General features: G+C 64.5%; 26 protein-coding genes and 1 riboswitch. Of the genes, 13 read left to right on the plus strand and 13 right to left on the minus strand.

What is annotated here, in order from left to right; translation table 11 throughout:
- Window positions 1–52 precede the first annotated feature (52 nt).
- Window positions 53–310, minus strand: coding sequence for a metal-sensitive transcriptional regulator (locus B0G38_RS12760; RefSeq protein ID WP_264669813.1), 258 nt, complete (start codon window positions 308–310; stop codon window positions 53–55).
- Between the two features lie 78 nt (window positions 311–388).
- Here B0G38_RS12760 and B0G38_RS12765 point away from each other — a divergent pair, with 78 nt between their 5' ends.
- The 3 genes from B0G38_RS12765 to B0G38_RS12775 all read left to right on the plus strand — a co-directional run bounded on the left by B0G38_RS12765 (window position 389) and on the right by B0G38_RS12775 (window position 2317).
- Window positions 389–1033, plus strand: a complete 645-nt coding sequence (locus tag B0G38_RS12765; protein ID WP_264669814.1) for a rhodanese-like domain-containing protein — start codon at window positions 389–391, stop codon at window positions 1031–1033.
- Between the two features lie 81 nt (window positions 1034–1114).
- On the plus strand, window positions 1115–1411 hold the full coding sequence (locus tag B0G38_RS12770; RefSeq protein ID WP_264669815.1) for a rhodanese-like domain-containing protein: 297 nt from the start codon (window positions 1115–1117) through the stop codon (window positions 1409–1411).
- A 36-nt stretch (window positions 1412–1447) separates the two neighbouring features.
- Entirely contained in the window at window positions 1448–2317 is an 870-nt protein-coding gene (locus B0G38_RS12775) for a sulfite exporter TauE/SafE family protein (protein ID WP_264669816.1), read from the plus strand.
- A 355-nt stretch (window positions 2318–2672) separates the two neighbouring features.
- Here B0G38_RS12775 and B0G38_RS12780 read toward each other — a convergent pair whose 3' ends face one another.
- Entirely contained in the window at window positions 2673–3011 is a 339-nt protein-coding gene (locus B0G38_RS12780; protein ID WP_264669817.1) for a histone-like nucleoid-structuring protein Lsr2, read from the minus strand.
- Window positions 3012–4242: 1231 nt separating this feature from the next.
- Window positions 4243–4352: riboswitch (TPP riboswitch) on the plus strand.
- Here B0G38_RS12780 and thiC point away from each other — a divergent pair.
- Window positions 4349–6085 carry a phosphomethylpyrimidine synthase ThiC gene (gene thiC, locus B0G38_RS12785; protein WP_264669818.1) on the plus strand — a complete coding sequence of 579 codons (1737 nt, stop codon included), beginning with the start codon at window positions 4349–4351 and terminating at the stop codon, window positions 6083–6085. (Overlaps the previous riboswitch by 4 nt.)
- Before the next feature lie 308 nt (window positions 6086–6393).
- On the opposite strand, the gene B0G38_RS12790 is transcribed toward thiC, so the two are convergent.
- The 3 genes from B0G38_RS12790 to B0G38_RS12800 all read right to left on the minus strand — a co-directional run bounded on the left by B0G38_RS12790 (window position 6394) and on the right by B0G38_RS12800 (window position 10635).
- Window positions 6394–7437, minus strand: a complete 1044-nt coding sequence (locus B0G38_RS12790) for a hemolysin family protein (RefSeq protein WP_264669819.1) — start codon at window positions 7435–7437, stop codon at window positions 6394–6396.
- Window positions 7438–8784 (minus strand): hemolysin family protein, encoded by a 1347-nt coding sequence (locus tag B0G38_RS12795; RefSeq protein ID WP_264669820.1) that lies wholly within the window; start codon window positions 8782–8784, stop codon window positions 7438–7440.
- A 768-nt stretch (window positions 8785–9552) separates the two neighbouring features.
- Entirely contained in the window at window positions 9553–10635 is a 1083-nt protein-coding gene (locus B0G38_RS12800; protein WP_264669821.1) for a TerC family protein, read from the minus strand.
- Window positions 10636–10929: 294 nt separating this feature from the next.
- Here B0G38_RS12800 and B0G38_RS12805 point away from each other — a divergent pair, with 294 nt between their 5' ends.
- The gene (locus tag B0G38_RS12805) at window positions 10930–11832 is read left to right on the plus strand and encodes a TerC family protein (protein ID WP_264669822.1); all 903 of its coding nucleotides are present in this window, start codon (window positions 10930–10932) and stop codon (window positions 11830–11832) included.
- Between the two features lie 272 nt (window positions 11833–12104).
- Here the strand turns inward: B0G38_RS12805 and B0G38_RS12810 are convergent, their stop codons facing one another.
- A complete protein-coding gene (locus B0G38_RS12810) occupies window positions 12105–12614 on the minus strand; it encodes a hypothetical protein (protein WP_264669823.1) in 510 nt (169 codons plus the stop codon).
- A gap of 680 nt (window positions 12615–13294) precedes the next feature.
- Between B0G38_RS12810 and B0G38_RS12815 the strand changes: the two genes are divergently transcribed.
- Window positions 13295–14056, plus strand: coding sequence for a helix-turn-helix domain-containing protein (locus B0G38_RS12815; RefSeq protein ID WP_264669824.1), 762 nt, complete (start codon window positions 13295–13297; stop codon window positions 14054–14056).
- Between the two features lie 695 nt (window positions 14057–14751).
- Window positions 14752–14988, plus strand: coding sequence for a hypothetical protein (locus B0G38_RS12820; RefSeq protein WP_264669825.1), 237 nt, complete (start codon window positions 14752–14754; stop codon window positions 14986–14988).
- 150 nt (window positions 14989–15138) lie between these two features.
- Here B0G38_RS12820 and B0G38_RS12825 read toward each other — a convergent pair whose 3' ends face one another.
- The 4 genes from B0G38_RS12825 to B0G38_RS12840 all read right to left on the minus strand — a co-directional run bounded on the left by B0G38_RS12825 (window position 15139) and on the right by B0G38_RS12840 (window position 18744).
- Window positions 15139–15315 carry a hypothetical protein gene (locus B0G38_RS12825; RefSeq protein WP_264669826.1) on the minus strand — a complete coding sequence of 59 codons (177 nt, stop codon included), beginning with the start codon at window positions 15313–15315 and terminating at the stop codon, window positions 15139–15141.
- Window positions 15316–15596: 281 nt separating this feature from the next.
- Complete coding sequence (locus B0G38_RS12830) at window positions 15597–16238, minus strand: RES family NAD+ phosphorylase (protein WP_319801245.1); 642 nt, start codon at window positions 16236–16238, stop codon at window positions 15597–15599.
- Window positions 16235–16915, minus strand: a complete 681-nt coding sequence (locus B0G38_RS12835) for a helix-turn-helix domain-containing protein (RefSeq protein WP_264669827.1) — start codon at window positions 16913–16915, stop codon at window positions 16235–16237. Before B0G38_RS12835 ends, B0G38_RS12830 begins: the two co-directional genes overlap by 4 nt.
- A gap of 743 nt (window positions 16916–17658) precedes the next feature.
- A complete protein-coding gene (locus tag B0G38_RS12840; protein WP_264669828.1) occupies window positions 17659–18744 on the minus strand; it encodes a coiled-coil domain-containing protein in 1086 nt (361 codons plus the stop codon).
- 311 nt (window positions 18745–19055) lie between these two features.
- Here B0G38_RS12840 and B0G38_RS12845 point away from each other — a divergent pair, with 311 nt between their 5' ends.
- From B0G38_RS12845 to B0G38_RS12870, 6 genes are all read left to right on the plus strand, one after another.
- On the plus strand, window positions 19056–20558 hold the full coding sequence (locus tag B0G38_RS12845; protein WP_011777053.1) for an ISNCY-like element ISAau5 family transposase: 1503 nt from the start codon (window positions 19056–19058) through the stop codon (window positions 20556–20558).
- Window positions 20555–21331, plus strand: a complete 777-nt coding sequence (locus tag B0G38_RS12850; protein WP_052295573.1) for an AAA family ATPase — start codon at window positions 20555–20557, stop codon at window positions 21329–21331. The genes B0G38_RS12845 and B0G38_RS12850 overlap by 4 nt, the downstream gene beginning before the upstream one ends.
- 62 nt (window positions 21332–21393) lie before the next feature.
- The gene (locus B0G38_RS12855) at window positions 21394–22755 is read left to right on the plus strand and encodes a hypothetical protein (protein ID WP_143711734.1); all 1362 of its coding nucleotides are present in this window, start codon (window positions 21394–21396) and stop codon (window positions 22753–22755) included.
- Between the two features lie 201 nt (window positions 22756–22956).
- On the plus strand, window positions 22957–24339 hold the full coding sequence (locus B0G38_RS12860) for a Mu transposase C-terminal domain-containing protein (RefSeq protein ID WP_264669861.1): 1383 nt from the start codon (window positions 22957–22959) through the stop codon (window positions 24337–24339).
- Window positions 24332–24766: an AAA family ATPase gene (locus tag B0G38_RS12865; RefSeq protein ID WP_264669829.1), complete on the plus strand. Its 435-nt coding sequence runs from the start codon at window positions 24332–24334 to the stop codon at window positions 24764–24766. The genes B0G38_RS12860 and B0G38_RS12865 overlap by 8 nt, the downstream gene beginning before the upstream one ends.
- A 313-nt stretch (window positions 24767–25079) precedes the next feature.
- Entirely contained in the window at window positions 25080–25274 is a 195-nt protein-coding gene (locus B0G38_RS12870; RefSeq protein ID WP_264669830.1) for a hypothetical protein, read from the plus strand.
- Window positions 25275–25840: 566 nt separating this feature from the next.
- On the opposite strand, the gene B0G38_RS12875 is transcribed toward B0G38_RS12870, so the two are convergent.
- From B0G38_RS12875 to B0G38_RS12885, 3 genes are all read right to left on the minus strand, one after another.
- Window positions 25841–26077, minus strand: a complete 237-nt coding sequence (locus B0G38_RS12875; RefSeq protein ID WP_264669831.1) for a hypothetical protein — start codon at window positions 26075–26077, stop codon at window positions 25841–25843.
- A 119-nt stretch (window positions 26078–26196) separates the two neighbouring features.
- The gene (locus B0G38_RS12880) at window positions 26197–26448 is read right to left on the minus strand and encodes a helix-turn-helix domain-containing protein (RefSeq protein WP_264669832.1); all 252 of its coding nucleotides are present in this window, start codon (window positions 26446–26448) and stop codon (window positions 26197–26199) included.
- 272 nt (window positions 26449–26720) lie between these two features.
- Window positions 26721–26966: a ParB family protein gene (locus B0G38_RS12885; RefSeq protein ID WP_264669833.1), complete on the minus strand. Its 246-nt coding sequence runs from the start codon at window positions 26964–26966 to the stop codon at window positions 26721–26723.
- Between the last annotated feature and the right edge of the window lie 13 nt (window positions 26967–26979).

The following is a 26979-nucleotide window of genomic DNA, read 5'->3' on the forward strand; positions in this document are numbered from 1 at the left end:
CGCGGGGCCCCCCCCATGCCGGCCTGCCGGCCTGCCTGCCTGCCTGCCGAGGTCAGGCCAGGGAGAGGAAGAGCTTTTCGAGTTCCTTCTTGTCCATGGAGTTGTCCTGCTTGGCCAGGCACTGCTCCAGGCCGGTGGAAATAATCGCGAACCCGGCCCGGTCCAGCGCCTTCGACACGGCGGCGAGCTGGGTGACCACGTCCTTGCAGTCGCGGCCTTCCTGCAGCATGCGCGTCACCGCGGCAAGCTGGCCCTGGGCGCGCTTGAGCCGGTTGATGACCGGGGTGAGTTCGGTGCTGTCGAGCTGCATGATGTTCTCCTTGGCAAAGGGGCTGGAAGTCTTGCTCCATTCTATACCCCCACGGGTGTCTTGCATACCCCCACGGGTATGTGGCAGACTTATGGCGACACATCCGCCTCCCTTGAAAGGAACCCCCTTTTGGCTTCCGAGACTTCCACCGTGACCGCCCTCGACCCGCAGACCCTGCGCGACTGGATGGACCGGCACGAAGACCTGATCGTGATCGACGTCCGTTCTGCCGCCGAGTTCGAGTCCATGCACATCCGCGGCTCCTACAACGTGCCGCTGCCTTTGCTTTCCGAACACACCGACGAACTGGCCGAACGCCTCGGCGCCCGGGTGGTCCTGGTCTGCCAGTCCGGCGTCCGCGCCGAACAGGCCCGCCAGCGCCTGAACACTGCAGGGATCGGTTCGGCCCGCGTGCTCACCGGCGGTGTACCCGGCTTCGCTGCCGCCGGCGGCGACGTTGTCCGTGGCGCCCAGCGCTGGGACCTCGAACGCCAGGTCCGCATGGCGGCCGGCTCCCTCGTCGTCGGCGGCCTGTTGGCCGGCAGGTTCGTCTCCCCCAGGCTGCGCCTGCTTGCCGGTGCCATCGGCACCGGCCTGACCTTCTCTGCGGCGACGAACACCTGCGCCATGGGCAAGGCCCTGGCCAGGATGCCGTGGAACAAGACCGCAGCCGAGCCCACCGCCGACAGCGCCATCCGGCAGCTGCCCGCAACTGCCGCCTGACCCCCCTCCCCTGAGCCAGTTCCCGCCCTGGCCCCACACCGGGCGGGAACCACCCCATCCAATACATTCGAAGGAGCCGTCATGGCCGAGACCACCATCCAGGACACCAACGACCGCCGCAGCCGCGACCAGATCCTCGACGTCCGCGAGGACTTCGAAACCGCCGGGGGCATGATCCCCGATGCCCTGCACATCCCCATGGGCGAGCTCAACGCCCGACTGTCCGAACTCGACCGCGCCCGCCCCGTCATCGTGGTCTGCCGCAGCGGCAACCGCAGCGCCCGCGTCGCCGACGCCCTCAACGCCGCCGGCTATACCGCCGACACGATGACCGGCGGCATGACCGCCTGGCAGGCCGCGGGCCTGCCCGTCCGCTGACGACCTGCCCGACCCAACAAGAGAAGGACAGACCACATGAGCCTCGCCCTCACGGCCACCCTGCTGCTCTCCGTCGTCATCGGACTCTCCCTCGGCCTGCTCGGCGGCGGAGGCTCCATCCTCACCGTCCCCATCCTCACCTACGTCGCAGGCCTCGACCCCAAGGAAGCCATCGCCGCCTCCCTGTTCGTCGTCGGCGCGACCTCGGCAGTCAGCGCCATCACCCACGCCCGCAACGGCCGGGTCAAATGGCGCACCGGCCTGGTCTTCGGCGCCGCAGGCATGGCCGGAGCCTTCGCCGGCGGGCTGCTCGGCGGGCACATCCCCGGCACCATCCTCATGATTGCCTTCGCCCTCATGATGGTCGCCACCTCCATCGCCATGATCCGCGGCCGCAAAAACAAAACCGCTACTACCCACAACAACGAACTGCCCGTCCTCAAAGTCATCCTCGAAGGCCTCGCCGTCGGCCTGGTCACCGGACTCGTCGGCGCCGGCGGCGGCTTCCTCATCGTCCCGGCCCTCGCCCTCCTCGGCGGCCTCGCCATGCCCGTCGCCGTCGGCACCTCACTGGTCGTCATCGCCCTGAAATCCTTCGCCGGACTCGGCGGCTACCTCACCACCGTCAGCCTCGACTGGGGCCTCGTCGCCGCAGTCACCGCAGCCGCGATCGCCGGCTCCGTCGCCGGATCCCGCCTCGCCGGCCGCATCCCCGAAGCAGCCCTGCGCAAAGGCTTCGGCATCTTCGTCCTGGCCATGGGCGTCTTCGTCCTCGTCCAGGAACTCCCCGAACCGGCCAACCTCATCCTCGCCATCACCGCCGCCGCACTGGCACTGGCCGCGCTCACCTGCCGCTACGCTGTCCCTGCCTGCCCGCTGCGCAAAACCCTGGTCCCTGGCGGATAGACGGAACACTGTAGGGCTCTCCCCTGGTCCCGGCGTACACGCGGCCTCCGCCCGTGATTCCCCAAGCTACGCCCTAACGCCGACAACGGCATACGTCGGCCTAGGAAGTGGCGCCAAGTCAGCTGCGTGTCATGCCTCCGGCAATTGCTCCCCTGCCCGAAACCAGTTTCGAAGAGAACCCGGTACGGTCGCCAGCGGACCGCGGAGGAAGTCATGGCTGACGTCGTCTGCCGGCTTCGCCCCGCACTGTTCGGGATAGGTAACCGGTGTACTGATGTCCGTGGGCTCACCGTCTACTTGGATTCATAGGCCGGTGGAAATCCTGAATGACCTGCAAGAGTAGTCATCGTAGGGCTCAGGCCACGGCCTTTTGGTAGGCGTCGACGATTTCGGCTGATATCCGGCCCCGCCCGGGAACCTGAAAGCCCTTACCTTTCGCCCATTCACGGATCTTCCGGGTCTCATCCCGCCTGTTTGCTGCCGGCGCGGAACGGGAAGTCCGCTGCCTGGAAGCAGCCGCAGTGACCTTGCGCCCGGCCCTGATGTACTGGTGCAGTACGTTGCGTATAGCGGCGGCCTCATCGGCGGACAGATCGATTTCGTAGTTGATGCCGTCAAGTCCGAATTGCACGGTTTCGTCGGCCGGCCCGCCGCCCAAGTCCGAAACCAGAACGATCTTGATCTGCTGCGCCATGCCGGACGACTCCTAAATAGTGCGAATAATTTTCCCCACTTAATCATTATGCAAATCCTCAGCGCCCATGAAACCATGCAGCGCCACCGTACGGACGTCTGGGGGAATCAGCGCAACCCCGGCATGCCGCCCGGCCGGCGTTCAAGAGCCGGTTCAGCCGCGCGCGGTTTGTCCCGCCGCACCCCATCCGGGCACCAGCCCACCCTCCTTCAGCTGCACAGCCTGCAAGGGCAACTTTTTCTGCCTCTAGCGTGTCGTGTACGGCTCCCCATAAGCTGGCTGAGGCTGTCCCCAGCGCATGCCACACGATTTTTCAGGGCACGGGGAGTCTGGGTCCGGCCGGTTTGCGCTTCATCCGGCCGGACCACCCTTCCATCTACGTGGTGCGGACGGAGCAATGGCCTGATTACTCCCGCCCTGACCTTCTGGATGGTCTCCACAGCAGCGGGACCCGCCCAGGACCAGCAGAGCCGACCCAGGCAGCAGCATAATCGGGCGCGTCGGCCGCGGCGTCACGGACCTCAAGCTCAAGGTCAGTCCCTAAAACCGAGTTGAGTACTGCCCCTATGCGGGATGCCCAACAGGGAATACCTGTCTGAATAGATCACCAAATAGCCGCAAAGTGTGGTGGCGGCGCCGCAAAAAATAGAAAGCGCCGATCACAGCGCATATGACGCTTTCAGGCTGGTTCCGGTGCGGTTCGTCGGGCGTGGTGTGCGCCGTCGGCCAGGGTGTGGCTGCACACACGGGCCACTGGTTGACCCGTGGCTGCCCTTTCTGCCCGGCCGGCGTTGGCAAGCACCTGACCAAGCTCGTCATCCGGCACTTAAGGATTCCCTCGGCTGTAGATGCGGTTTCACCCTGGACGCCGTCTAACGGCGCCGCCCCCCAACGACCGGCGGAAGGGCGGGCGCATCCGCGGTCAGCAGTTCCCACTACTCGCCGAGCAAGCGTCATGACGCCTTTTACCCCGTCTCCCGCCGCACATTCTGCAGGATCCCAGATCACGCTTTTTCACCGGGCATGAGCATCAGCTGGCAGATACCTGCTCGCACCAACAGGACCCGTCAAATGCCGTGTTCAGGAGCGGTCCTGCCCGGAAGGCGTTGGCAGCATGCGTGACCGTTCGGAATCAGGCAGGGCCGGAATAGAGGCAGCGGTCTTGGTGCGGACTCCTACGGCGTAGGCACGGGCTTGTTTCTGTCGGTAGGCCTGCCGCTGCTATCCTCGTGTGTATCCACACGGGAGCCCTGTTGCAGGGGCTGAGATCGGGCTGATGCAGCCTGCGACCGTCGAACCTGTCCGGGTAATGCCGGCGAAGGAAGTGAAGATCAATCATGAACGATTCGTTCCATCCTGCCCACTCGCTTCAGTATGTCTCGGGAGCTGACCCGGAAATCCGGGTTCCGGTGACCGCGATCGCGCTGGACGACTCCCCCGGCGGGCAGCCGAATCCGTCCCTGCAGGTCTACCGCACCGCCGGCCCCGGCAGCGATCCGGTGGTCGGCCTCCCGCCGCTCCGGGAAGCCTGGATTGCCGGACGGGCCGATACCGAAAGCTACGGTGGGCGGGGCCGCGACCTGCTCGACGACGGCCGCGCGGCGGTCCGCCGCGGAGCCGCTTCGACCGAATGGCGAGGTACAAAACCCAAGCCGCGCCGCGCCGCCGGCGGCCGGACCGTGACCCAGATGCACTACGCACGCAACGGCATCATCACCGAGGAGATGAGGTTCGTCGCCCTGCGCGAGAACTGCGACGTCGAGCTTGTCCGCTCGGAGCTCGCATCGGGGCGGGCGATCATTCCGGCCAGCATCAACCACCCCGAGTCCGAACCGATGATCATCGGCAAGGCCTTCCTGGTCAAAATCAACGCGAACATCGGCAACTCGGCCGTGACCAGCTCGATCGCTGAGGAGGTGGACAAACTGCAGTGGGCGACCCGGTGGGGCGCCGACACGGTGATGGACCTGTCCACCGGCGACGACATCCACACCACGCGGGAATGGATCATCCGCAACTCCCCGGTACCGATCGGGACCGTCCCGATCTACCAGGCGCTGGAGAAGGTCAACGGCGAGGCCAACGCCCTGACCTGGGAGATCTTCCGCGACACCGTGATCGAACAGTGCGAGCAAGGCGTTGACTACATGACCATCCACGCCGGAGTGCTGCTGCGCTATGTACCGCTGACAGCCGAGCGGGTCACCGGCATCGTCTCCCGCGGCGGTTCCATCATGGCCGGCTGGTGCCTGGCGCACCACCGGGAGAACTTCCTCTACACCCACTTCGACGAACTCTGCGAAATCTTCGCCCGCTACGACGTCGCCTTCTCCTTAGGCGACGGACTCCGTCCGGGTTCGGTAGCCGATGCCAACGACGCCGCGCAGTTCGCGGAGCTGGACACCCTCGCCGAACTGACCAAGCGCGCCTGGCAGTACGACGTGCAGGTCATGGTGGAAGGCCCCGGCCACATCCCGTTCCATCAGGTCCGCGAGAATGTGGAACGCCAACAGGAACTGTGCGACGGAGCTCCCTTCTACACTCTCGGCCCGCTGGTCACCGACGTCGCTCCCGGATACGACCACATCACATCTGCCATCGGCGCCACCGAGATCGCCCGCTACGGCACGGCGATGCTCTGCTACGTCACGCCCAAGGAACACCTTGGCCTGCCCAACAAAGACGACGTCAAGACCGGCGTCATCACCTACAAGATCGCCGCCCACGCCGCGGACCTCGCTAAAGGGCACCCTGGCGCCCGGGAGCGCGATGACGCACTGTCCAAGGCACGCTTCGAGTTCCGGTGGCGTGACCAGTTCGCCCTGTCTCTGGACCCGGTCACAGCCGAAGCGTTCCACGACGAGACCCTGCCGGCCGAACCGGCCAAGACCGCGCATTTCTGCTCCATGTGCGGGCCGAAGTTCTGCTCCATGAGGATCTCCCAGGACATCCGCGACCAGTTCGGCAGCGCCAGCGAGCAGGAAGCCATCGCAGGCATGAACGCCAAGTCCGTCGAATTCCTGGAATCCGGCGGCAAGGTCTACCTCCCGGCACCGGCCATGCCGCGCACCTAAAAGTGCGGCTTCCACGCGGCCATCGAACAGCCGCGGCCGCATGGAAACCCAATGCGAGGACAGGTAATCCCGGGTAAAACCGGAGGAACATGCCGGGCTTCTTCAAGAGTCAAGCACCGGAAAGCTCCGATAACGGCGCACAGACCCCGTCTTGCTGGGTCGGGGTCGGAAAGATCCGCGGGATCCGTTGGGAACCGGTCCGGTCACAACCGTCGGGCCTGCCAGCGTCACGGGTACACCGCGGCCGCTTCAGGTGCGGCCGCGGTGCTGACTCGGGTACTTCGCCACTGCAGCCTGCTGCTGTGGTTTTAGGTGCGGCTGGTGCTTCGGCTGTCGTCGCGGATCTGGCCAACGAGTTCTTCGAGCATGTCTTCGAGGGTCACGATGCCGTAAGGGTGTCCTGTTTCGTCGATGGCCAGTGCAAGGTGCGCCCCTTCACGCTGCATGCGGTGCAGCGAGGACCGCAGGGCGTCGTTCAGGTTCAGCCTCGGCAGGTCACGGACCAGGCTGGCCGGCAGCGGCTTGTTCCTGTCCGCTGCCGCCAGTCCGAGCAGGTCTTTGACGTGCACGTAGCCGTCCAAGGCGCCGGAGGGTGCCTGGACAGGGAACCGTGAGAAACCGTTGGCGGCAACCTGTTCAATCTGCTCCGGGGTGCACCCGGCCGGCAGGGTGGTGACCTTGCTCAGCGGGATCACGATGCTTTCGACCGAGCGTTCTTCGAAGGTCAGCGCGCCGAGCAGGAGCCGTTCGTCCTGCTTATCGAGGAGCCCGCCTTCACGTGATTCCTCGACCAATCCGGCGACCTCGTCACGGGTGAACGTGCTGGCGACCTCGTTCTTTGGCTCGACCTTGAACAGCCGCAGGATGGCGTTGCCGATGGCATTCATGCACCACAGCAACGGCTGCAGCATCCGCACCACGACGACCAGGACCGGCCCCAGGATGAAAGCCATCCGCTCGGGCCCGGCCAGCGCAATGTTTTTCGGCACCATTTCGCCGAGCACCACGTGCAGGAACGTCACCACGCTCAAGGCGATGGCGTAGGCGATCGGGTCGATCAGCCCTGCCGGAATCCCCCAGGTATTGAAGGGACCCTCCAGGGCGTGGACGACCATCGGCTTGGTGACATAGCCCAGGGCCAGGGAGCAGACGGTGATGCCCAACTGCGCGCCGGCCATCATGAGCGAGACGTTCTCAATGGCCCATAAGGTCATTTTGGCGCCCCGGCCGCCTTGTTCGGCCCGGGGTTCGACAATGCTGCGCCGTGCGGCGATCAGGGAGAATTCGGCTCCGACGAAGAAGAAGTTCGCCACGAGCAGGACGATGGTCAGGATGATTCCGGTGGCGTCCATTTAGCGTTCCTCTCCGTCGGTGGCCAGGGGTTTGGCGGTGGCCAGGATCTTCGCGATCCGGGCCCCGTCCATCTCCTCCACGCGCAGCCCGATCCTGGCCGGAGGGTGATCGTGCGAGCCTTCGGTCACCAGCTCGACGGTGTCTCCGGCCTCGGCGAGGCGGCCCAGGTGAAGGGTGAACAGGCCGGCGAGCGTGTCGTACTCGGTGCCTTCGGGAATGGTGTGGCCCAGAATCCCGGTGGCCTCGTCCGGGCGCAGGGCGCCGTCGAGCCGCCACACCCCGAAGGGCAGCCGCTCGCTCGTGTCGTCATCGGGGTCGTGTTCGTCCGTGACTTCGCCGACAAGTTCCTCAACCAGGTCCTCCAGCGTGATCAGCCCGGCGACGTCTCCGGTTTCGTCGATCAGGACTGCCATCTGCAGGCCGCCGGCCCGAAGCGTGTCCATCAGGTCATCAAGTTCCACGGTGTCCGGGATGAGGGTGGGCCCGTCCATGATTTCGCCGACCGCGAGGTCACCGCGATACCCGAAAGGGACGGCAAGACCGCGCCGGATGTGCACGACCCCGCGCACATGGTGGGAACCGGGCTCCATCACCGGGAAGCGGGAGTGGCCGGTGGCCGCTGCAACGTCAAGCATTTCCTGGACGTTCTGCTCCGGGGCCACGGCAACGATCCTCGTCCGCGGCGTCATGGCGTCGTGGCCGCGGCGGGCACCGAACGCAAACGACCGGCGGACCAGTTCGGCCGTCTCCTCGGGCAGTACACCCTGGCGGGCGGAGTGCCGCACCAGGACGGCCAGTTCCTCCGCGGACCGGGCCGAGGCAAGTTCCTCCTGCGGCTCCACGCCTACCGCCCGGACCAGCTTGTTAGCCGTGCCGTTGAAGAACACCAGCAGCGGCTTAGTCACAGCACTGAATCCACGCTGAAAGCCGGAAACAGCCCGCGCGGTAGCCAGCGGTCTCGCTATGGCAAGGTTTTTCGGCACGAGCTCGCCAAACACCATGGTCAACACGGTCGCCAAAACCAACGCGATAGCGACGGACACGGACCGGGCCGCAGCCTCAGCAAGACCGGCATCCATCAAAGGCCCCAGCACCAGGGATGCGATGGCAGGCTCGGCAATGAAGCCGATACCCAGGTTCGTCAACGTGATACCCAACTGGGCACCGGAAAGCTGGGTGGAAAGCGTGTTCATCGCCTTCAACACGCCCACGGACTTCTTGTCACCGGCGTCGGCGGCATCCCTGACCGCGTTGCGGTTCACCGTAATCAGGGAGAACTCGGCCGCGACGAACAAGCCGCAACCGGCGATCAGCAGCAGACCACCCAGGATCGAGACTAATTCCATTTAGAAACACCCCCTGCTGCGGTTCTCGGAGCACATTCGAGCATCAGCAGGGGGCATGGACTATGCCCCGGACTGTCACCGGGAGTGGACATCAGATCCTCTCAAAGATCAAAAGACAGAAAACGTCCGCGGCCTGATTGCCGTGGACAGCATAATTTTGCCATCGCATGCCCCACGGACGCAAAGAGCAGACCCAGCCGGAAAGCACTGCCCTAGGGGGAGGTCACTCTGTTCCGCTTTTCAGCTGGACAGCCCGCGAACATCCAGCCGCCCCTCCCCAAGATTGTCTGCTCAATGCGGTACCCCAGCGGCTGGTCCGTACATCCGTGATGCCGTAAAAGCGTCGACCACCGTGCGTTGGTTGAGCACGAAGGCAGCCGGCGGACCCTGCCGCCATCCGCGGCGAGCTGCCGCTAGCAACATCGACGCCGCAACCGCAGGGGAAACCGCGTGTCCGCCGGGTGCCTTTGCGGGGAACCGGCACTGGCGCCGGTTCCCCGCACCCGGTCAGGAGGGCCGGTTGCCGGCGAGCCGCCGGCGCACACCACGGCGATGACGGTGACCAGGACGGGGATCACTCCGGCGGTCGCGGGCACGGGACCAGCGGGGAAAGCAGCATCGGCCGCAGCGGCCTCGGACTCCTGCAAAGCTGCGGAACCTGATGTCGTCCCGGGAGCGACCAGGCCGGCCCCCTGACCGCCGGCTGCGGCCGTGAATCCGAACGGCGGGAGCCTCAGGGCTCCCCTTTCACAGCTGCCGGTGGGATAACTACCTGGACGTGTCTGCAGTGGATATCGTCTTCTCATCGACCCCGGAATTCTCGTCCCGGTCGTGCGGGTCGGTGGTGATCACGGGTTCGCCATGGACCAGTCCGCGACCGTCCTTCTTCTCGTTACCGCGGGTCTTGAGCAGACTCGCGGCGGTCGCTACGACGATGGTGGCGGCGATGAAGAGCAGCGAGAACCAGATGGGAATCTCGGGCACCCAGAGGAGCGGTTCCCCGCCGTTGATGAAGGGGAGCTCGTTGACGTGCAGGGCGTGGAAGACAAGTTTCACACCGATGAAGCCGAGGATGACGGCCAGTCCCTGGGCGAGGTAGACCAGACGTTCGAGCAGTCCTCCGATGAGGAAGAACAACTGACGCAGACCCATCAGCGCGAACGCGTTGGCGGTGAAGACGATGTAGGCCTCGTTGGTCAGGCCGTAGATCGCGGGGATCGAGTCGACGGCGAAGACGAGATCCACAAATCCGATCGCGATGATGGTAAGCAACATCGGCGTGACGAAGCGCTTCCCGCCCTGCCGCACGGTGAGCTTGTCCTGGTGATACTCATCAGTGACGGGCAGGACCCGACGCACGAGTGTCATGAACCTACCGTTAGCCGGATTGGCCTCGTGACTGCTGAACGCCTGCCGGTAGGCCAGGACGAGCAGCAGGCCACCAAAGATATAGAAAACCCAGGAGAAGTTCTCGATCAGGGTCGCTCCGATGGCGATGAACCCGCCGCGCAGGATCAGGGCGATGATGATCCCGATCATCAGCACCTTCTGCTGGTACTTCTTCGGGACTGCGAATCCGGCCATCACGATGAGGAAGACGAACAGGTTGTCGATCGATAGTGCCTTCTCGGTGAGGTAACCGGCGAAGTACTCACCGCCGAACGTCCATCCCGACACCGTACCGATCCCCACCCCGAACAGCAGTGCGAGTCCGATGTAGAACGCGGACCAGCGCGCCGATTCCGCGATGGACGGCTCGTGGGGTTTACGCACGTGGGCGAAAAACTCGTAGACGAAGAACAGGATCGTCACGGCAATCGTAATGAACCAGATCATAGGTGTGACCTGCATGAGGATGCTCCCAAAGGGGTAGGCGTTGACAGAAACGCCAAGGTCTCCTCCGCCCGGTCGACACCGGAACCAATCGACCCGAGACGCTTCAATGCATCCGTATTGACGGGCCGATCACAGACGGGAGTACTCCCCTTGATAGGACTATCTTAGCCGAACCGAAACCGTCGTCCTAACCGACGGATCGTGCCGCTGTTAGCGCCCCGGGACTGCTCGGGCTTCGTTGACTCGGGTCTTAGGCGCGAAGACGCAGAACCCACGTTACTTGCCATGCATGTTGGTTATGCTGGCCGGATGGAACTGGCATTCGAGCTGACACCCGATCTGGCCATTGCGTTTGTGACCCTGTTCATCCTGGAGATCGTCCTGGGGGTGGACAACGTCATCTTCATCTCGATCCTGGCGAGCAAACTTCCGGTGGAGCAGCAGGCCAAGGCCCGCAACCTCGGGTTGTGGCTCGGTATGCTGATGCGGGTCGTCCTGTTGTTCGCAGCGTCCTGGATCATTTCCCTCACCGAGGACCTCTTCGAACTCTTCGGGATGGGGTTCTCCGGACGGGATCTGATCCTGCTGTTCGGCGGCTTGTTCCTGATCTATAAAGCGGTACGGGAGATCCATGAGAAGCTCGAGGGAACCGAATCCCATGGCATGGGTGGCGCGAAGGCCGCCACGTTTGGCGCCGTGCTGGGGCAGATCATCATCCTGGACATGGTCTTCTCCTTCGACTCGGTGATCACCGCCGTCGGGATGGTGGACAACCTGCTGATCATCATCGTCGCGGTGCTGTCCTCCTTCACCATCATGCTCTTCTCCGCGAAGTACATCTTCGCCTTCGTCAACCGCCACCCCACCGTCAAGATGCTCGCCCTGGCCTTCCTGGTACTGATCGGGGTATTCCTGATCGCCGACGGGTTCGAGGTCAAGATCGACAAGGCGCTCATCTACGGCCCAATGGCGTTCGCCATCGCCGTGGAAGCACTGAACTTGGCGGCCAAGCGGCGGCAGGAAAAACGCCTCGGCAAGCCCATCGACCCGGTCCATCTGCGCCACGCCTACACGAAAGCCGATGACCGCGATGCCGTCGCCGCCGCAACAGCCCGTGGGCCGGAAGCCGGCGACGTCCACCTGTCCCGCAAACCGGTCACCGGCCAAATCACCGACGACGACGGACACCAGGAACCTGCCGGACTGGGCTGACCCGATGAGGCCGCCGACCGGGCGGAACGGCGCTTCTGCTCGCAGCCACAAGCCATCAGATAACCCAACCGCAGACCCAACGGCAGGTGCGGGATTTCAAACGCCCATAACGACGCATATGAAGAGCGGTTTGCCTCGTGGGATCAGTTCGAATTTAGTCAGGTGTGGAATGCAGAGACGCATGGTTGGAAATCGCGTTTTTCTGCTTCTTTCGTGGTGGAATTCGTCCCGATCGCATTGGCTTGAGTCCGTGGAGGTGAGTGTCCCGCGATTTATAGCGGGGGTTCTTCTTTGAAGGTGTTCTGGGCCGAAAGCCGGCGTGCCAGCTGCTGGGCGGTCCGGGAGGCGTCGGCCACTTCTTCTGGGCTGCCCGCAGCCCGGAAGAGGTCTATGGCCCATTCGAATTCCTGTTCGGCCTCGCGGTAGCGGCTTTCTACCATCAGTCTTCGTCCTGTGTGATGGTGTGCCATTGCTTCGCGTTCCGGTGTTCCGGCGATTCTGACCGCTTCCCCCTGCAGCCAGGAGGCTTCCTCCCACCTGTACTGGCACTGGTAAATGTGGGCCAGCAGGAGCAGAGGGCCGAACCTGTAATCGGCACCGGCAAGCAGATCCTCTGCCTCGATAGCGGCCTGGTCCAGGCACCCGAGCAAGCGCAAGGCCCAAATCCGTTCCAGAGGCGACCCTTCCTTAACCTGGGCCAGAGCTGCTTCAGGGTCCAGAAGCACCTCGTGGAGGCTGGCCGGATCCAACGCCCAGATCTGACCTGTCGCCGCTTCACTCATGGCTCAAACCGGTTCGCGCTCTCGAACGGACAACCGCTTCCAGGACGAGCGGTTGTGGAGCGGACAGTACCTGCCGTACCTGGACTCAGCGCCGGAGCCGCTGAGGTAAGGCAGAGATTCTGCGGTGCCGCCGCTCATATGGATCGTTCGTGGGTGAGCCCGTAGGGGACTTCATCGGTAAGTTCGACTGTGTATCGGCTGCCGTCGTGCCGGGTCACGAGGATCCCGTTCTTTTTTCGCTCCAATGCCGTCGCGATAAGGGTATCCACAGCTTTGTCTAGAAGCCCGTTCAGTTCTCTTCCATCACTCACAACGACTTCTATACGGCATCTTGCGTCAGATTTCATCCGGTGTATTTCCTGCTTCATTAGACGGAGCGGCAGCCGTCGAAGGGGCCTCGTTTTATCGGTTGTTCAAGCGCATGCATCCCGGCCGCGTCAGAGGAGGGATGCTACGAGAGTCTATTGCGGAAGTCCCTCCGCAGTCGTCCGACAGTTGTCGGATCTTTCACCGGATATGCCGCTGACCTGTGGTTATGGCCGTAGTCTCCTTTTGGGGGGCTTTTTGAAGGGCTGTTCCCTCGACAGCCGCGGCTTGTTCCGCAGGTTTCGTCCACCAGTGTTTGTCCAGCGGTTAGGCCCGGGTTGGCCCTGACCGCATACTCCTGCCGCGATTGAGTCATGAATCCAGTTTCCAATGCCACTGTCCTGCCTCAGCGCAGGCTCCTCTCCGGGCTGCTTCACACTGATACGAACGATCGTGATCGGGAGAATCTTTGGATTTCTTTGGGCCTGGGCACCTTGAAGCGAAGCGCCGTGCTGGCTTTTCGGGAGAAGGAATCCTCTGAACAGTTGCCGCAGCGGATTGCAGAAGCCGACCCTGACTGCATCGCCGTAACTACGGGCGCCGACACAATCGCCATTGCGCCACGGGATACGCCGTTGCGGCGGTTTGCTGAAATGACAGCCGGTGTTCGTGTCGGTATCGGTCCTCGGGTACCGGTTGCCCGGATCCACCTCTCCTACCATCACGCCCTAGATGTTCTGCCGTTTACCGGCGATGGCAGTCCTGTTTCCCGCGTCATTTCACACGCTGAGCTCGGGAACCTCACCCTGCTCGCCCGGGTACCTCGTGATGATCTCCTGAAGCTGCCCGATCTCCCGGCACTTCAGGCCATCGAGAGGAAAGACGGCGGGCGTGCGGAGCTTGAAGCATTGGAAGCGCTGTGCCGGACAGGAACACTGCGCCGTGCCGCGAAAGCGCTGCACCTTCACCACAGCTCCGTTGCCAGACGTATCGGCAACGTCGAAGAAGTCCTGGGCTACCGCCTAATAGGACCCATTCCCTTAACCAGCGCATACGCCGCTGTCCTGGCTTTACGGCTACTTAAATCCGATCGCGCCCCGCACGAAATAAACCAACCACCCTCCTGCGATTCCTGACGTACCTGTTCCGCCCTTTTGCGAACGTAAACGGACGATCCTTGTTCCGCTTTGCAGCGCCCTCGCAGTGCTGAATGGCCGCCACCCGACCGACAGTTGTCGGAGGTTTGAGAAAAATCAGCCCAAGAGGCTGCAAAGCCCAATATTCTCTAAAGAGCCCGAAACCGCATGAGCCACAATGCGGATCGGTGCCTGTGCTCCGCTTTCTTTCGTCATCGCTACAGGGGAGAAACAGCAGCGCTGCAGAAAGAATCTTTCCCGTTATGAAAACGGGACAAGAAAGCACGATAAGACCCCGGCTGGCACCTGCTGCGTCCCCCCAACGATCAGCAACGGTGCCACCGGAAGAAGGATGAACGCTTAAGCACGCCGGCTCATGCTCGAAATGCGTTTCATCCGCTGTATGGAAGGGGCCGGCATCCCCCACGGCCGCCGGCCCCTTCTTACAACCAAGTCACCCACCGCGCATTCGGCCGGGTGTGTGATGTTCCTGGACGGAGCAGCGTTTGGCCGCGTGTCCAAGGTGAACTGAGCGCAACGCCGCCCCTGGCCCGGCAGCGTCTGCCGCCACTTCGCGCTCCTCCCCCAGACACCGGACGTGCCCTCTGAACAGGCTGCACCCGCGAAACCTCCCAACCACCTTTTCCGAGCAACCATGAAAAGAGTTACCCCCAATGCCAAAGAGTAAGGAACCCATGACAGCGGAAACTTCCCCTGTCGAACGCCCACCCTCGTCTGCCCGCCTTGATGACGTCTCGAACCTCCGCCGCGGGGCCCGGATCGAAGCCACCGGCCCCGATCGGATCCGGTACCACGGCCGGGTGGAAGAGATTGCTCCCGAAGCGGGGGTCCTTTGGATCAAGGAGGAACCCCTCGACACCCGCAAGATGCTGGACACCAGCGACTACAGCATCCGCGTCATCTGCGCCTGAGACATCCCTCCCCGGCTCACGAAGCAAACACAACGTCCCAGAATCCGGGCCTCTGACCCCGCACGACGAATAATAGGGAGTCAACCGCCGATAACGGCGCATATGACCAGTAATAGGAGAAGTCGCCTAGGCGTAAGCGGCAGCGCCTTATTAGTCCGATGCGACCACGTCATCCGTAATTACCAGTCGTCGCTCGCCCAACCCGTCTTCGCGGATCCAAGCTGCCCCGATTTCCGGCGCGACCTGCTCTACAGTGCCGCTGATCCTCGTCCCTGCCAGGTCCAGGGCCTCGACATGCTCGCCTTCGATCCAGATCATCTCTGCCATGGTGCTCCTCCGGGTCGGTCATCCTATGCTTCTTCCACTTCCGGGACGCCCGTTTCGTTCCCCTTGTTAATCTGATCCTCAGCCGTGGTGTAGTTTCCTTGGCTTCATGTGTGGCTCAGCGACTTGAATAGCCATGAATGGCCGTCGAGCGACAAATACCGATAACGGCGCATATGTCCCTGGGAATGATGATGATGCTGAACAGATGGGATCTGTTCAGCATCATCATTGAGCGCTAGCCGGAGCGAAACCGGTCAGCTGTCGATTTGGTTTGAATTCGGTCAGTGCGGAGGGAGGACTTCGATGTTGACTGCCCCGCATTGGTTGACCAGCCAATCAAGATCGTCTCCAGCGGCGAAGATCCGACCGCTGCCTGGAACGATGCCGAACTGCGCTGTGTCCACGCGGTCGCCGAAGAACACGTACGCCCGGTCCCTGTTGTCCTGCCGCGACATCCACTCAATCCCTTGGAATCCGGCGGTATGGGCGGCCTCCGCCCACTTCCTGGTCTGTGGATAGTTTTCCCCGGGGGTGTCGGTCAGCTGCCTGGCTTCCACGCCGAGGACGCGCAGTCCCATGCCGGAAAAAGCCGCGAGGTTCATATCCTCAAGCAGGTAGAGGGCTGAGAGCACCCTGTCGCCGTAGACCGGATACAGCAGGTTGCCGCCGGAAAGCGGAATGTCCCTCAGCAGGGTCTCGGCCACCGCGGCGATCTCTGTTGAAGCCGCGTACAGGACTGGCACCGTGGGGAAACCGAAGAAGTGAAACCGTCCCGGACCTTTCGGTCCGGGGTTAAAATCCGTCGACCCGAAACGGTTGGAATGAACGCGGTATAGGACGGTGCCAGCCGGCAACGACACTGCGTGCGGGACGAAGGGATCCGGTGGTTCCGGCGTCACTACCAGGCCCGGTTTAGCCGTCACCAAGCCGCCTCGAACTGAGCTTTCGCCGCCTCAAGCAGTCGCTCCGGCTCGCTCAGATGATCCACCGGCCGGTCGGCCTCATGGAAATACGCCGACGGTGAGCACAACCAAAGCAGCAGGTCCTCCTGGGGCCAGTCGGCCTCTGCGGCCAGCGCGATGAGCTCCTCGATGACCGGGCGTACGATGCCGCGCCGGCGGTCGAACTGGAAGCCGGGGTAGCGGAAGGTGTTGCCACGCCCGACGGCGAGGATCTTTCCAGCGCGCCGTTTCTCGGAGGCCAGGTTCCGGTTGTTGGGACTGGCGCCGAGCATCTCGGCAACTTCACTGCTGCTCAGCAAACTGAATTCATCCTCGATCCGCTTCCAGACATTCACCTCGGCCTGGAGACTTCGGGCCAGCTGTGGGGACGTGGGTTCACGATTCGCAGCCATCGCCGGGCCGAGGGCATGGACACTTCGGTCGACGCGCGCAATTTGGGAAAGCAGGCGGGCGCTCAGTGATCCGGAGTACGAGGTCGCCGGCACCTCGCGGCTGCCAACCGGAAACGCATCGAGATGGATCTCAAGGTACGGTCCAGCAGCGGCCAGGCTGTCGACCCAGGCTGGAAACGTGCATTCGGCGCGCTGCCGTCCTTCAAGTGCCTGTTCAGGCCGTTCAATGCTCATTGCGACCTCCATGACGTTCGGTACATTTCAAGCTTACCGCGTAATACGTAATTTGGCACCGGAAGGTTCGATGCAGCCCCCTGCGTCTCCTGCACTTCAAGCGGGCGATAACGGGGCGCATATGGAAGTCGGAATCCGGCGAATAGCATCCGATGTGAATTTCTGGTGGGAGGGGCGTCCGAGAGCCCGTGGTGAGGTGGGGTGTTGGCTGCGGTTGATTCCCGGTTGTGAACTCACTCCTCCCGTGCCTGGGCCTGCGGTTGCTGCATACGGTGGCCCGCTCGCCCACCCTGTCGTCCCCAGCCCGTCTTTGCATTGGGGGTTTTCGGCGCCTGCTGGTTCCGACGCCTGGAGCCGATGGCACCGATTGCGGCTGCGCCCGCGTCAGTGCGTCAGGCGGCGGGCGGAGGAGCGCCGGTAACGGGGAGGCGGCCGGCCCCGCATTTTGGGAACGCCCCTCAGCTTGCGGCGGTGTGTGTGACCGACTATCCGTAGGCACCATTTAAGCCAGGAATCCAGCCAAGTCAGTGGTTGATTGCTTGCCAAAAGAAGCGCTAAGAATCAGGCCAGGCAATTCCCCTTTCAGATCCTTGGATTCGGAGCCTGAGAGATTGAAATCATCCCGCCTCCTGTGGCGTGGCGATGTCCCGGCAGAAGCCGCGGCCCAGTCAATGCATATGCACTGCGCGTTGTTGCGGGGTCTTCTTACCCTATTACTCCCGGCCGGGGCATTACGCTGACAACGCGTGGCCCACTCACCTGTCCATCTCTCCGGCTCCCATACTGGCGGGCGGAGTCTCGCGGCGTGCGTGGACCGCCATTTCGCGCGCCTCGGAAACTTCGGCGCGCAGCTGGTCGACCTGTCGGCCGTAGGTGGTGTGGAGGTCCTGGACCCGCTGCTCACCGTGGGCCTGCTCTCGCTCGACGTCGGCGCGGGCCGCGTCCCGCTCGGCGGTTAGTGACGCCATGGAACCGCGCAGGTCGGCCACCGCCTCGCGCAATCGTTCGATGTCGGCGCGGGCAGCCTCCAGCTGGTCACGCGCCTCGCCGGTCGTTGCCTCGGCGCGCCGGGCGCGCTCCGTCTCGGCCTCTGCCCTGATGCTGGCGGCGCGGGCGCCTTCCTCGGCGGCAGCCTGGGCGCGCTCGGCGGTCTCGGCCCGGTCGGTGGCGGCAGCGCAGTCCTGCTCAGCCTGCCGGGCCTGCACGCGGGCGGTCTCGGCCTCGGCCCGCAGCTGATCGGCTTCGGTTTGAGCGCGCTCACGGTCTGCCTCGGCGGCCGCGCGGACCTGGGCGAGCTCGCCGCCGAACTGCTCGCCGGACTCGTAGGCGGCTGCCAGGTCGGCACGGACCTGCTCCAGCTCGGCGGCGAGTTCCTCACTGCTACGGGTCGCTTCCCCGGCGGCGGCGTCGGCCTCATCCTTCTCGGCCTCGGCCCGGCGCTGGGCCTGCTCAGCACGGGTGGCCCGCGCGTTGGCCGCGGCCACCTGCTCCGCAGCCTCGCTGGCCACCGATTCGATCTGCGCCTCGGCCGCTTCGGGGTCCCCCACCGTGCGCAGCTCTTCCACGAGCGCGCCCAGCTGCTGGCCCAGTTGCTCGATCATCCCGGCGACCTGTCCGGTGATCTCGCCCGCACGCTGGCGCGCGGCATCCACGGGCCGCGCCTCGGTGCTGCGGGAGTCGTCCTCGCTTAGCCGTTGCCGGGCGCGCCACGCGGAAGCCCGAGTGTGGGCGGGATCGTCGCAGTACTCCGGCGGCCGGCCGGTGCCGGCCTCGGACGCCATGGCAGGACGGCGGCACCCCGGATACCGGCAGGTGCGCTCTTCGATCTGCTGCTCGCTCATATCGTCACTCTACCATGACGGAACACAATAAAAGACTAAAGACGAAATACAGAACGAAAGATTAAAGACAGAAGTGTGGGCCGACACGACCGAGGTGCTGGGCACAGTGCCGATTGGGATTGATCGCGAGAAGGTCAGCGCATTGCTCACTTATGTCAGTAGATTTCTCACCACTGTCAGTGGTCTGATTACCCATGTCAGTGCATGTACGGTCGCCTGCCGACGTGGCTGGGCGCACGAGCGCAGAGGAGCCCTGGGAGTTGGACGTAGACGAGCCAGTTGTCAGTGCTGACCTGCCGCGGGAGGCGGTGGTGCGGCTGCTGCTGTCCTTGGACGCCGCGGGGCGGTTAACCACTGAGGATGTGCGCTTGGCCGCGGAAGGATCCGATGTCAGCGAGAGGACCGTGTGGCGTTGGCTCGCGCAGGCACGGTCCGAAGGGGAAGTACAGTCACCTCGGGAGCGGTTCGAGATTACTGATGAGGTCAGGGAGCGGCTGGCGTTCTGGCGTGGGAACGTCTCAGCGGTGCATCGGGAACTCGTCGCCGCCGCAGGTGAGGGCGGGAAGCGCCCGAGCCGAGCGACGGTCCAGCGGGCCGTGGCTCGCGACGTTCTTCGTGGCGAGCTTGCCGGACTACGTGGTGGCGAGCGTGCGCGACGCGCACACGAAGTGTTCCTGCGCCGACCGCGCGTGCACCGCAATGAGGTATGGGAGGCCGATCACGTTGAGGTGCCGGTCGAAGTGCTCTTGCCCGACGATCGGCTGGTCAAGCCTTGGGTGACGTGGTTCGTCGACGTGGGAACTGACGCGGTGTGCGGTGCCGCGGTAACGCCGGGTCCACCGAGCCGGGAGAGCATCTTGGCTGCGCTTCGCGCGGCGATCAGTCTGGAGGAGCCCTACGGGCCGCCGGGCGGATTGCCTGGTGCCGTTCGGATCGACCGCGGCAAGGACTTCCTGTCCAAGACGGTGCACAGCGTCCTGGCCGGGTTGGCGGTGCGGGTGGTGGCACTGCCCGGGTACACTCCGCACCTGAAGGGCACCGTGGAGTCACTCAACAACGCGGCCGAGACCATGTTCTTCGCTGCCCTACCGAGGTACACCCACGCGCAGCAGGGTGCGAACGGGAAGCCGACCGATCCCGATGCACCTGCATTGCCGTTCGAGGCGTTCGTTGCCGAGTTCCTTACCTGGGTCCGCTGGTGGAACGGCGAGAACGAAGGTCACACCATAGCGGCCTTGGGGGGCCGGACGCCGTTGCAAGCCTGGGCCGAGGATCCGACCCCGCTGAGCACTGTCCCGGCTGCTGACCTGCGGCTGTTGATGCTGGAGGATGATGGCCGCGCTCGGACGATCACTCCCAAGGGGGTGTCGTGGCGCGGACGGCACTACGTGGCGGCCTGGATGACCGGCCAGGTTGGTCTGGCGGTCCGAGTGCGTCACATGCCGCACCACGAGCACGAGATCGAGGTTTTTGGCGCGACCAGCGGCAAGCACCTGGGCTCAGCAACTTTGGCCGATGCTGCCAGCGCGGAGGAGGTCGCGGCACTGCACCGGGCCCGGAGCGAGCAGCAGCGCCGCCTACGAGCCGATCTGCGGGCCGCGGAGAAGGCACGCAGAGTCCGCTATGCCGCGGCCACCGAGGCGGCGCCGCTCCAACCGGTTCAGGCGGTCACCGCAGAGGCGGCACGAGCCGAGCTCGCCACGGCCCAAGACACCCAATTGCAGGCCGCGGCCCGGGTCGATCTGTTCGCCCCGGGCCCGCCGTCGCCTGAATGGGTACTCCCCCACGCCTCCCGGACCGGCCCGAAGCCATGAATGTCTGGGCCGCCGTGGACGGGGCCGAGGACCACTACCTCGCACTTCCCGGAGCGAACGTGGTGGCCACTGATGCATTGTTGGCGCTTCGGGACAACCTGGTCGACGTCATCGCGGCTCGGGCGATGATGTGCGTGCACGGTGACGCCGGACTGGGCAAGACGCTGTCAGTCAACGCCGCTCTGCGGGCGCTGGCGCCGGCCGACGTGTGCCGGGTGCAGTTCCGTGCCCGGCCAACCCCTCGCGATATCCGGCACGTGCTCTTCGAGGCACTCGGAATCGGCGGCAGCCCGCCGAGTCGTCCGATCGAGTTCGACGCGCTCCTCAAAGACGTTCTCGAAGAACGGTTCCGGGTGCTGGTCTGCGACGAAGCCCAGTGGCTCTCACGCGAATGCTTCGAGTTGTGGCGACACCTGTGGGACGACCGCCGCACCGACATCGCCATCGTCTTCGTCGGCGGCGGCGACTGCTACCGGGTGCTTCGCCGTGAGCCAATGCTGTCCAGCCGCGTTTATGTCTGGCAGGAGTTCCGTCGCCTCACCCCTGAGCAGGTACTCGAGGTCATCCCCGCCTACCACCCGATCTGGGCCGATGCGGACCCCGCCGATATCGCCTTCGCCGATGCTCACGCCGGGCATGGCAACTTCCGTGCTTGGGCCAAGATCACAGCCCACTCGGTGACCGCGCTCCGTCGCCTTGACCGTCCGACCGGCACCGCGCCGGACCGGGATGTGCTGCGCTGGGCCTTCAGCCGACTCGGCGGCAGCACCTGAGAACCGGCTTCGATAATCCTCCCACCAGCGCCGTCACGCCGAGCCGTCCGGCGGCGGTGCAGGTGCTTCTGGACCGCACCGACGACATCGCGGTCACCGCTGGCTTACTGCGACGGCATAACCCCGCCGCCGGCCCCGTCGTCGTGCACCCGACCCCAACCGGTACCACGTCCCAGGACCTGAGCCACGACCTGCTGCGCGCCCTGGGAAGACCGATCCATCGGCTCGCCGCTGAACGCCTGCAGGGCTCCCGGCCCGCCTGGCGCGCCGTGGCCGCGTGGCTTCACGCAGACCAACTCTCCGATCTCATCGTGCTGCGCGCCCACTTGCTCGGCGCCGACCGCTGGAGCCAGCTCATCGAGCTGAGCCGCGGCACTGGCACCCGGTTGACCCTGGTCTGCCACACACGGTCGATCCCCAGTCCCTTGGCTCAGGCGCTTACCGAGATCGACCACCAGATCCTCACCAATCTCGAGCTCCTCGATCTGCCGGCGGGTGGGCACCGACCCAGCGCCCCTCCGGCAGCCGATCCGGGGATGGCTTCCCTGCCGCGCGTCACGTACCCCGGCGTGGTCAATTTCCGCCGCTACGCTTTCGACCAACTCGGGCCGATCGAGTTCGCCCGGCTCGATACCATTTACCAGTCGGCCCAGGAGACGACCCTGGCCTGGCTCGATGGCCGCCCCGACGCGGCCACGTCCGACGACGGTCGAGAAGCTGTCATGGGTCTGCTTTCGGAGCTGGTCCACGACAGTCCCAGTCGCACCCACACGCTGGCCCGGCTTCGCAGCGCGCAGGCCGCTTTCCGGCGGCACGGATTCAAGCTGACTCTGCCGGCATCCCGGGATTTGCTCGACGTCCTGGCGGGCCCGGGCCTGACCAGCCAACCAGTCACCGACCAGCTACTCGACCGAATCCGCGCAGGCGTAGCGCACCCAGCGATCGCCGCCGCGTTGGCCACGAGCTTGTTTACCGGCCTGGCGCCGACGAGCTTGATGCCCCTGACGTGGAAGTCGCTGACACCGGGCGCCGACCGTCTTCGGATCAACAATCGAGTAACGAGGCTGCAACGTCCAGCACCGAACCTGTGGCCCCGGCGAACACTCGTTCGCGTCCCGGCCATCTTCTACGTGCCGACCGCCGTCCGGCCCCTGTTCCAGGCCGCCCGAGAGTTCATCCCGCCCGACGAGAACATCCGTCGTCGCCTCTTCTGGGGCGCCATCGCTCACCAGATCGAGGCGGCGGCCTCGGAGTGCGCCATCACGCTGCCCCACCATGTGGCCCCGGTGATCGCCTGGCAGGCGTGGATCGGGATCGAGCGTGTCGACTATTTCGGCGGCCAGTACGACGTCGACTTCAGCGCCGACCAGCAGTTCCAGCCGCAGCCCACCCCTATCGAGCCCCCAGCGACCTTGGAAAGGTGAGACCCGAACGGGATGCCCAACCCTCACCTTCCGCTTGAAGGCACTGACACAATTGAGCAATCCGCTGACAAGATCGCGAGCAATCCCAGCGGGATTCTCTCGGCGCTCTATGGCGGCCGGCGATCTATAGTTGAAGATGTGGACGCGGACACGATGACGCGTACGCTCGCCGGGCTAAGCGAGGATCAGCGGCGGACCGCGATGGCCCGCTGGTCTGTGTTGAGCCCGCATGAGCACGAGGGTGTGCCGCTGACCAGGGCGGCTGCGGAAGCCGGAGTCTCCACACGGACCGCCGAACGGTGGCTTTCGGCCTATCGCAGGCACGGGTTGGCCGGTCTGGCCCCGACACCTCGATCGGACCGCGACCGGCGCCGGATCCGGCCGGAGCTGGTCACCGTGATCGAGGCGCTGTATCTGAAGCGCCCTGCACCGTCGGTCGCGACCGTGCACCGCAAGGTGCAGGAGATCGCCGCCGGCAAGGGCTGGACCGCACCGGGTTACACAACCGTGCGCAGCATCGTCCGGGCGCTGGGCGATCCGCTGGTAACCCTGGCGCAGCAGGGCACAAAGGCCTACCAGCAGGCCTATGACCTGCTGTACCGGCGGGAGTCCCAACGGTCCAACGGCATCTGGCAGGCCGACCACACCGAACTCGACATCCTGGTCATTGACCCCGAGGGTAAGCCTGCCCGGCCCTGGCTGTCGGTGATCCTCGATGACCACAGCCGCGCCGTGCCCGGCTACGCATTAAACCTTTGCGACCCGTCGGCATTGAACACGGCACTGGCGCTGCACCAGGCGATCTGGACCAAAACCGATCCGGCCTGGCACGTGTGCGGCATCCCCGAGGTCTTGTACGTGGATCACGGATCGGATTTCACCAGCCGCCATCTGGAGCAGGTATGTGCCGACCTGCACATCCAGCTGATCCACAGCACGGCAGGCAAACCCCGCGGAAGGGGCAAGATCGAACGCCTTTTTCGCAGCGTGAACCAGCTGTTCCTGCCCGGCCTGCCGGGGCATCTGGTGCACGGGGTACAGACGTCTGTGCCGAAGCTGACCCTGGGTGAGCTCGACGGTCTGCTGCACGCGTTCATCGTCGGCGACTACAACCAGCGCCGACACAGCGAAACCGGGGAGCCGCCGCAACAACGCTGGGACGCCGGCGGGTTCCTGCCGCAGCTACCGGAACGCATCGAAGATCTTGACCTGCTGCTTTTGACCGTGCCGGCGCCCCGGGTGGTGCATCGTGACGGCATCCGCTTCCAGAACCTGCGCTACCTCGATGTGAACCTGGCCGCGTTCGTCGGCGAGCCGGTTCTCATCCGCTACGACCCGAGAGATCTCGGCCAGATACGGGTATTTCACAACGGGACCTTCCTCTGCACCGCGATATGCCAGGACATCGCCGACGCAACGATCAGCCTGAAAGACCTGCGCACGGCCCGGGACCGGCACCGCCGCCAGCTGCGTGAGGAGATCACCGCACGGCACAGACTGGTCGACGAGCTGCTCGCCGTGCACCAGGCCGCTACCCCGGCGCCCCGCCCGGCCCGCAAACTCAAGCGCTACCGCAATGATTGACACCAGACCGCCGACACTCCTTCTCACCGGCGAGTACCGGCGGTTTTGCGAGTTCGCAGACGCAGTGCGCCACGACCGCTATATCGGACTGTGCTACGGCCCGCCCGGCGTCGGCAAGACCCTCTCGGCCCGCCGTTACGCCCATTGGGACGCCGCCGAAACCTACCTGGCCCGGATGCGCCGGCTCCCCGGCAGCGGCTTTCTCGCCCACATCCCGCCCGCCGGCCTGATCGACAGCCGCACCGTCTTGTGGACCGTTCCGGTCATGATCCCGCACAGCGCTGATCCCGACGGCCCGCGGCACTGCCACCCGGCAGATCGCCGCCGAGCCGGGCCGACCGGTCAGCACCGTACGGCGCTGGATTGCGCCAAGCCGACACCGCTCTACCAACGCGGAGTTCAGGCCGCCGCCCTGTGTCGACCATGATCTGCTGGTGCGGCCGGTGGCACAGCCGAGCGTGCTGGCTGTGCCACCGTGAACCTGCCCACCGATGCCGCGCTGACCTACCGCGACCGGCTCGCAGTGACCGGCCCCGCCATGGACCCTGATCAGAATCCTGGCCGGCGAACGCCTACTGCCGATACCGCGCACCTAAAATTCCGGCCCGCGCCCGCGTAGCCCTTGCCCGCGCGCGTCACTGTGACGACCAACGGTCCCACACGGCTGGACGGGCCCGTCACCGTTGACGAGCAAGCCGTCACCGCGGCGACCACCAGCCCTCCGCCGCTGGTCAACCACAGTGACGTCCACATCGCCAAAGAACGAGACGGGTAACACCGGGGTCATCAATCGCGTTATCCAGAACAGGACGGTGTCCATCGAAGTTATTGAAGCGATCAGGGGCAACGCACTCATCCTCGAGGGCAAGGTCTGGCTGAGCTCGTCGAACACGCCGACCGGGTCCTGGCCGCCACCGGCAGACCCCCGCGAATAACCAAGCGCCGGAGGTTAAAAGCGGAAGGCCCGCCGCGTGGCGGGCCTTCCTGTTTCCTCGCCAAAAGGGAAACCTGCGCCGGGCTTACCGCTTCGTAGCCGGAAGCTTTTTGAGTTGATTAGGTCCTAGGCTTATTAGTCAACTGCCCGATCCAGCGCGTACTTGGCGCCTTCCTGGATGGCCCTCCGCGCTTCACGCACAGCCTCCGCTTGTTCCGAAGCGGGCCCGGCCCCGGCCATCCAGCCGGAACACAGTTCAGACTGGAAGGCCGCCGAGCAGCGCGAAGGCACGGCGCCTCATGTCTTGAAAAGGTCGGAAGCTCATTCAGTTCGGCCATCGGTGTTTCCTTTCCTACACGCATCTCGGGTATTTCCTCCGGGAGACCGCTGGCGATGTTCTCTTTGGTCCGCCGGTAGCCGTCTGGCAATGTACTGGTCCAAAATACGATTCTCCACACGCCATTGCCCACGTTTATCTTGAGTCCGCTGCCGGCCGTGAGGATCGGAGGCTTCGATCCTCAGCTCGTTTCTCACGGCACGGACCGAAGGGCGGGAAACGAGCAGTAGTTACTGGTCCCGGTCACCTGCGTTTTCGTCGCCCTCCGGGCGACGTGCAGCTGGACTGGCACGCAGGCGGTCTTCCATGTCCTCATGTGCTGCAGCGTATCCGCGCCGCCAAGTCCGCTCGTTCGGGGCGGCCAAGGCGTCCGGCCAACCGGCCGGAATGTTATCGCGCACGTCGTCGGCTGCTTCCTGCCGGACTTGCGCGGCCAGATGCGGTGCTGCAGCCTCAAGGGCGAACATCGCAATCACACGCCAACGGGCCCGCTCGCTGCTGTCGTTATCGAGGCGCTCCCATGCCGGTCCTCCCGCTTCCTGGTTTCAGATAGCCTCGGCGGCAGCCTCAATCGCGGTTTCGGGGATCACCGCTCCTCCTCGCCACCTGCGTTTTCATCGTCCTCAGCAGGACGCGCTTCCCGGGCAGCGGCCGCCGATTTCTCGTACGCCTGGACGATGAACTCTTCAAAAATCCGGGCTTCCACACGCCATTGCCCACGGCCCCCAATCTGAATGGCGGGCAGTTCGCCGGAACGAACCAAGGCGTAAGCCTGTGCCGAGGAGATGTTCAGCTCCTCACCGACATCGCCGAGGGTCATGAAACGTCGCTCAGCCACAGTGGCACTTCCCTTGCTTCAAAACCCCGGTTTATCACGCTTCTTACCTCACGTTCCTCACTGTCCAGGGGTGATGGCGCTGCCTGGCCAACGCTATCTTCCTGCGGATTCCACCTTATGAGCTGGATTGAACTGAAGATAATTCCGGCCCCCGATCTGGATCCCTTCGAGACTTCCGGAGCGGACCAGGGTGAAGGCCTGGACGCGGGAGATGTTAAGGATGTCCATCACGTCGCCGGGTTTAAGGAATCTGCGTCGGGCGGGGGCACCGGTCATCGTTGTTCTTCCCGTGTTCGTTGTCCGGGCCGCAGGGTTCCGGGCGGGGCCGGTTTCCATGTCCTGTTGTGGTTGTATTTGCGTGCCAGCCGGCGGACTTCGCGCAGGGTGGCGGCTTCGATCAGTTCCGAGATGGAGGCGTAGCCTTCCTGGTGGCCGCTGGCCAGGAACGCCGCCCTGACCTGTCCGGCGTCGTCCTCGGTGAAGTACGGGGTGAAGGAAGCCGGCTTATTTTTGCTCATGTAAACTATTCCC

The sequence above is a fragment of the Crystallibacter permensis genome, from assembly GCF_025960875.1.
GTDB classification, from domain to species: domain Bacteria; phylum Actinomycetota; class Actinomycetes; order Actinomycetales; family Micrococcaceae; genus Crystallibacter; species Crystallibacter permensis.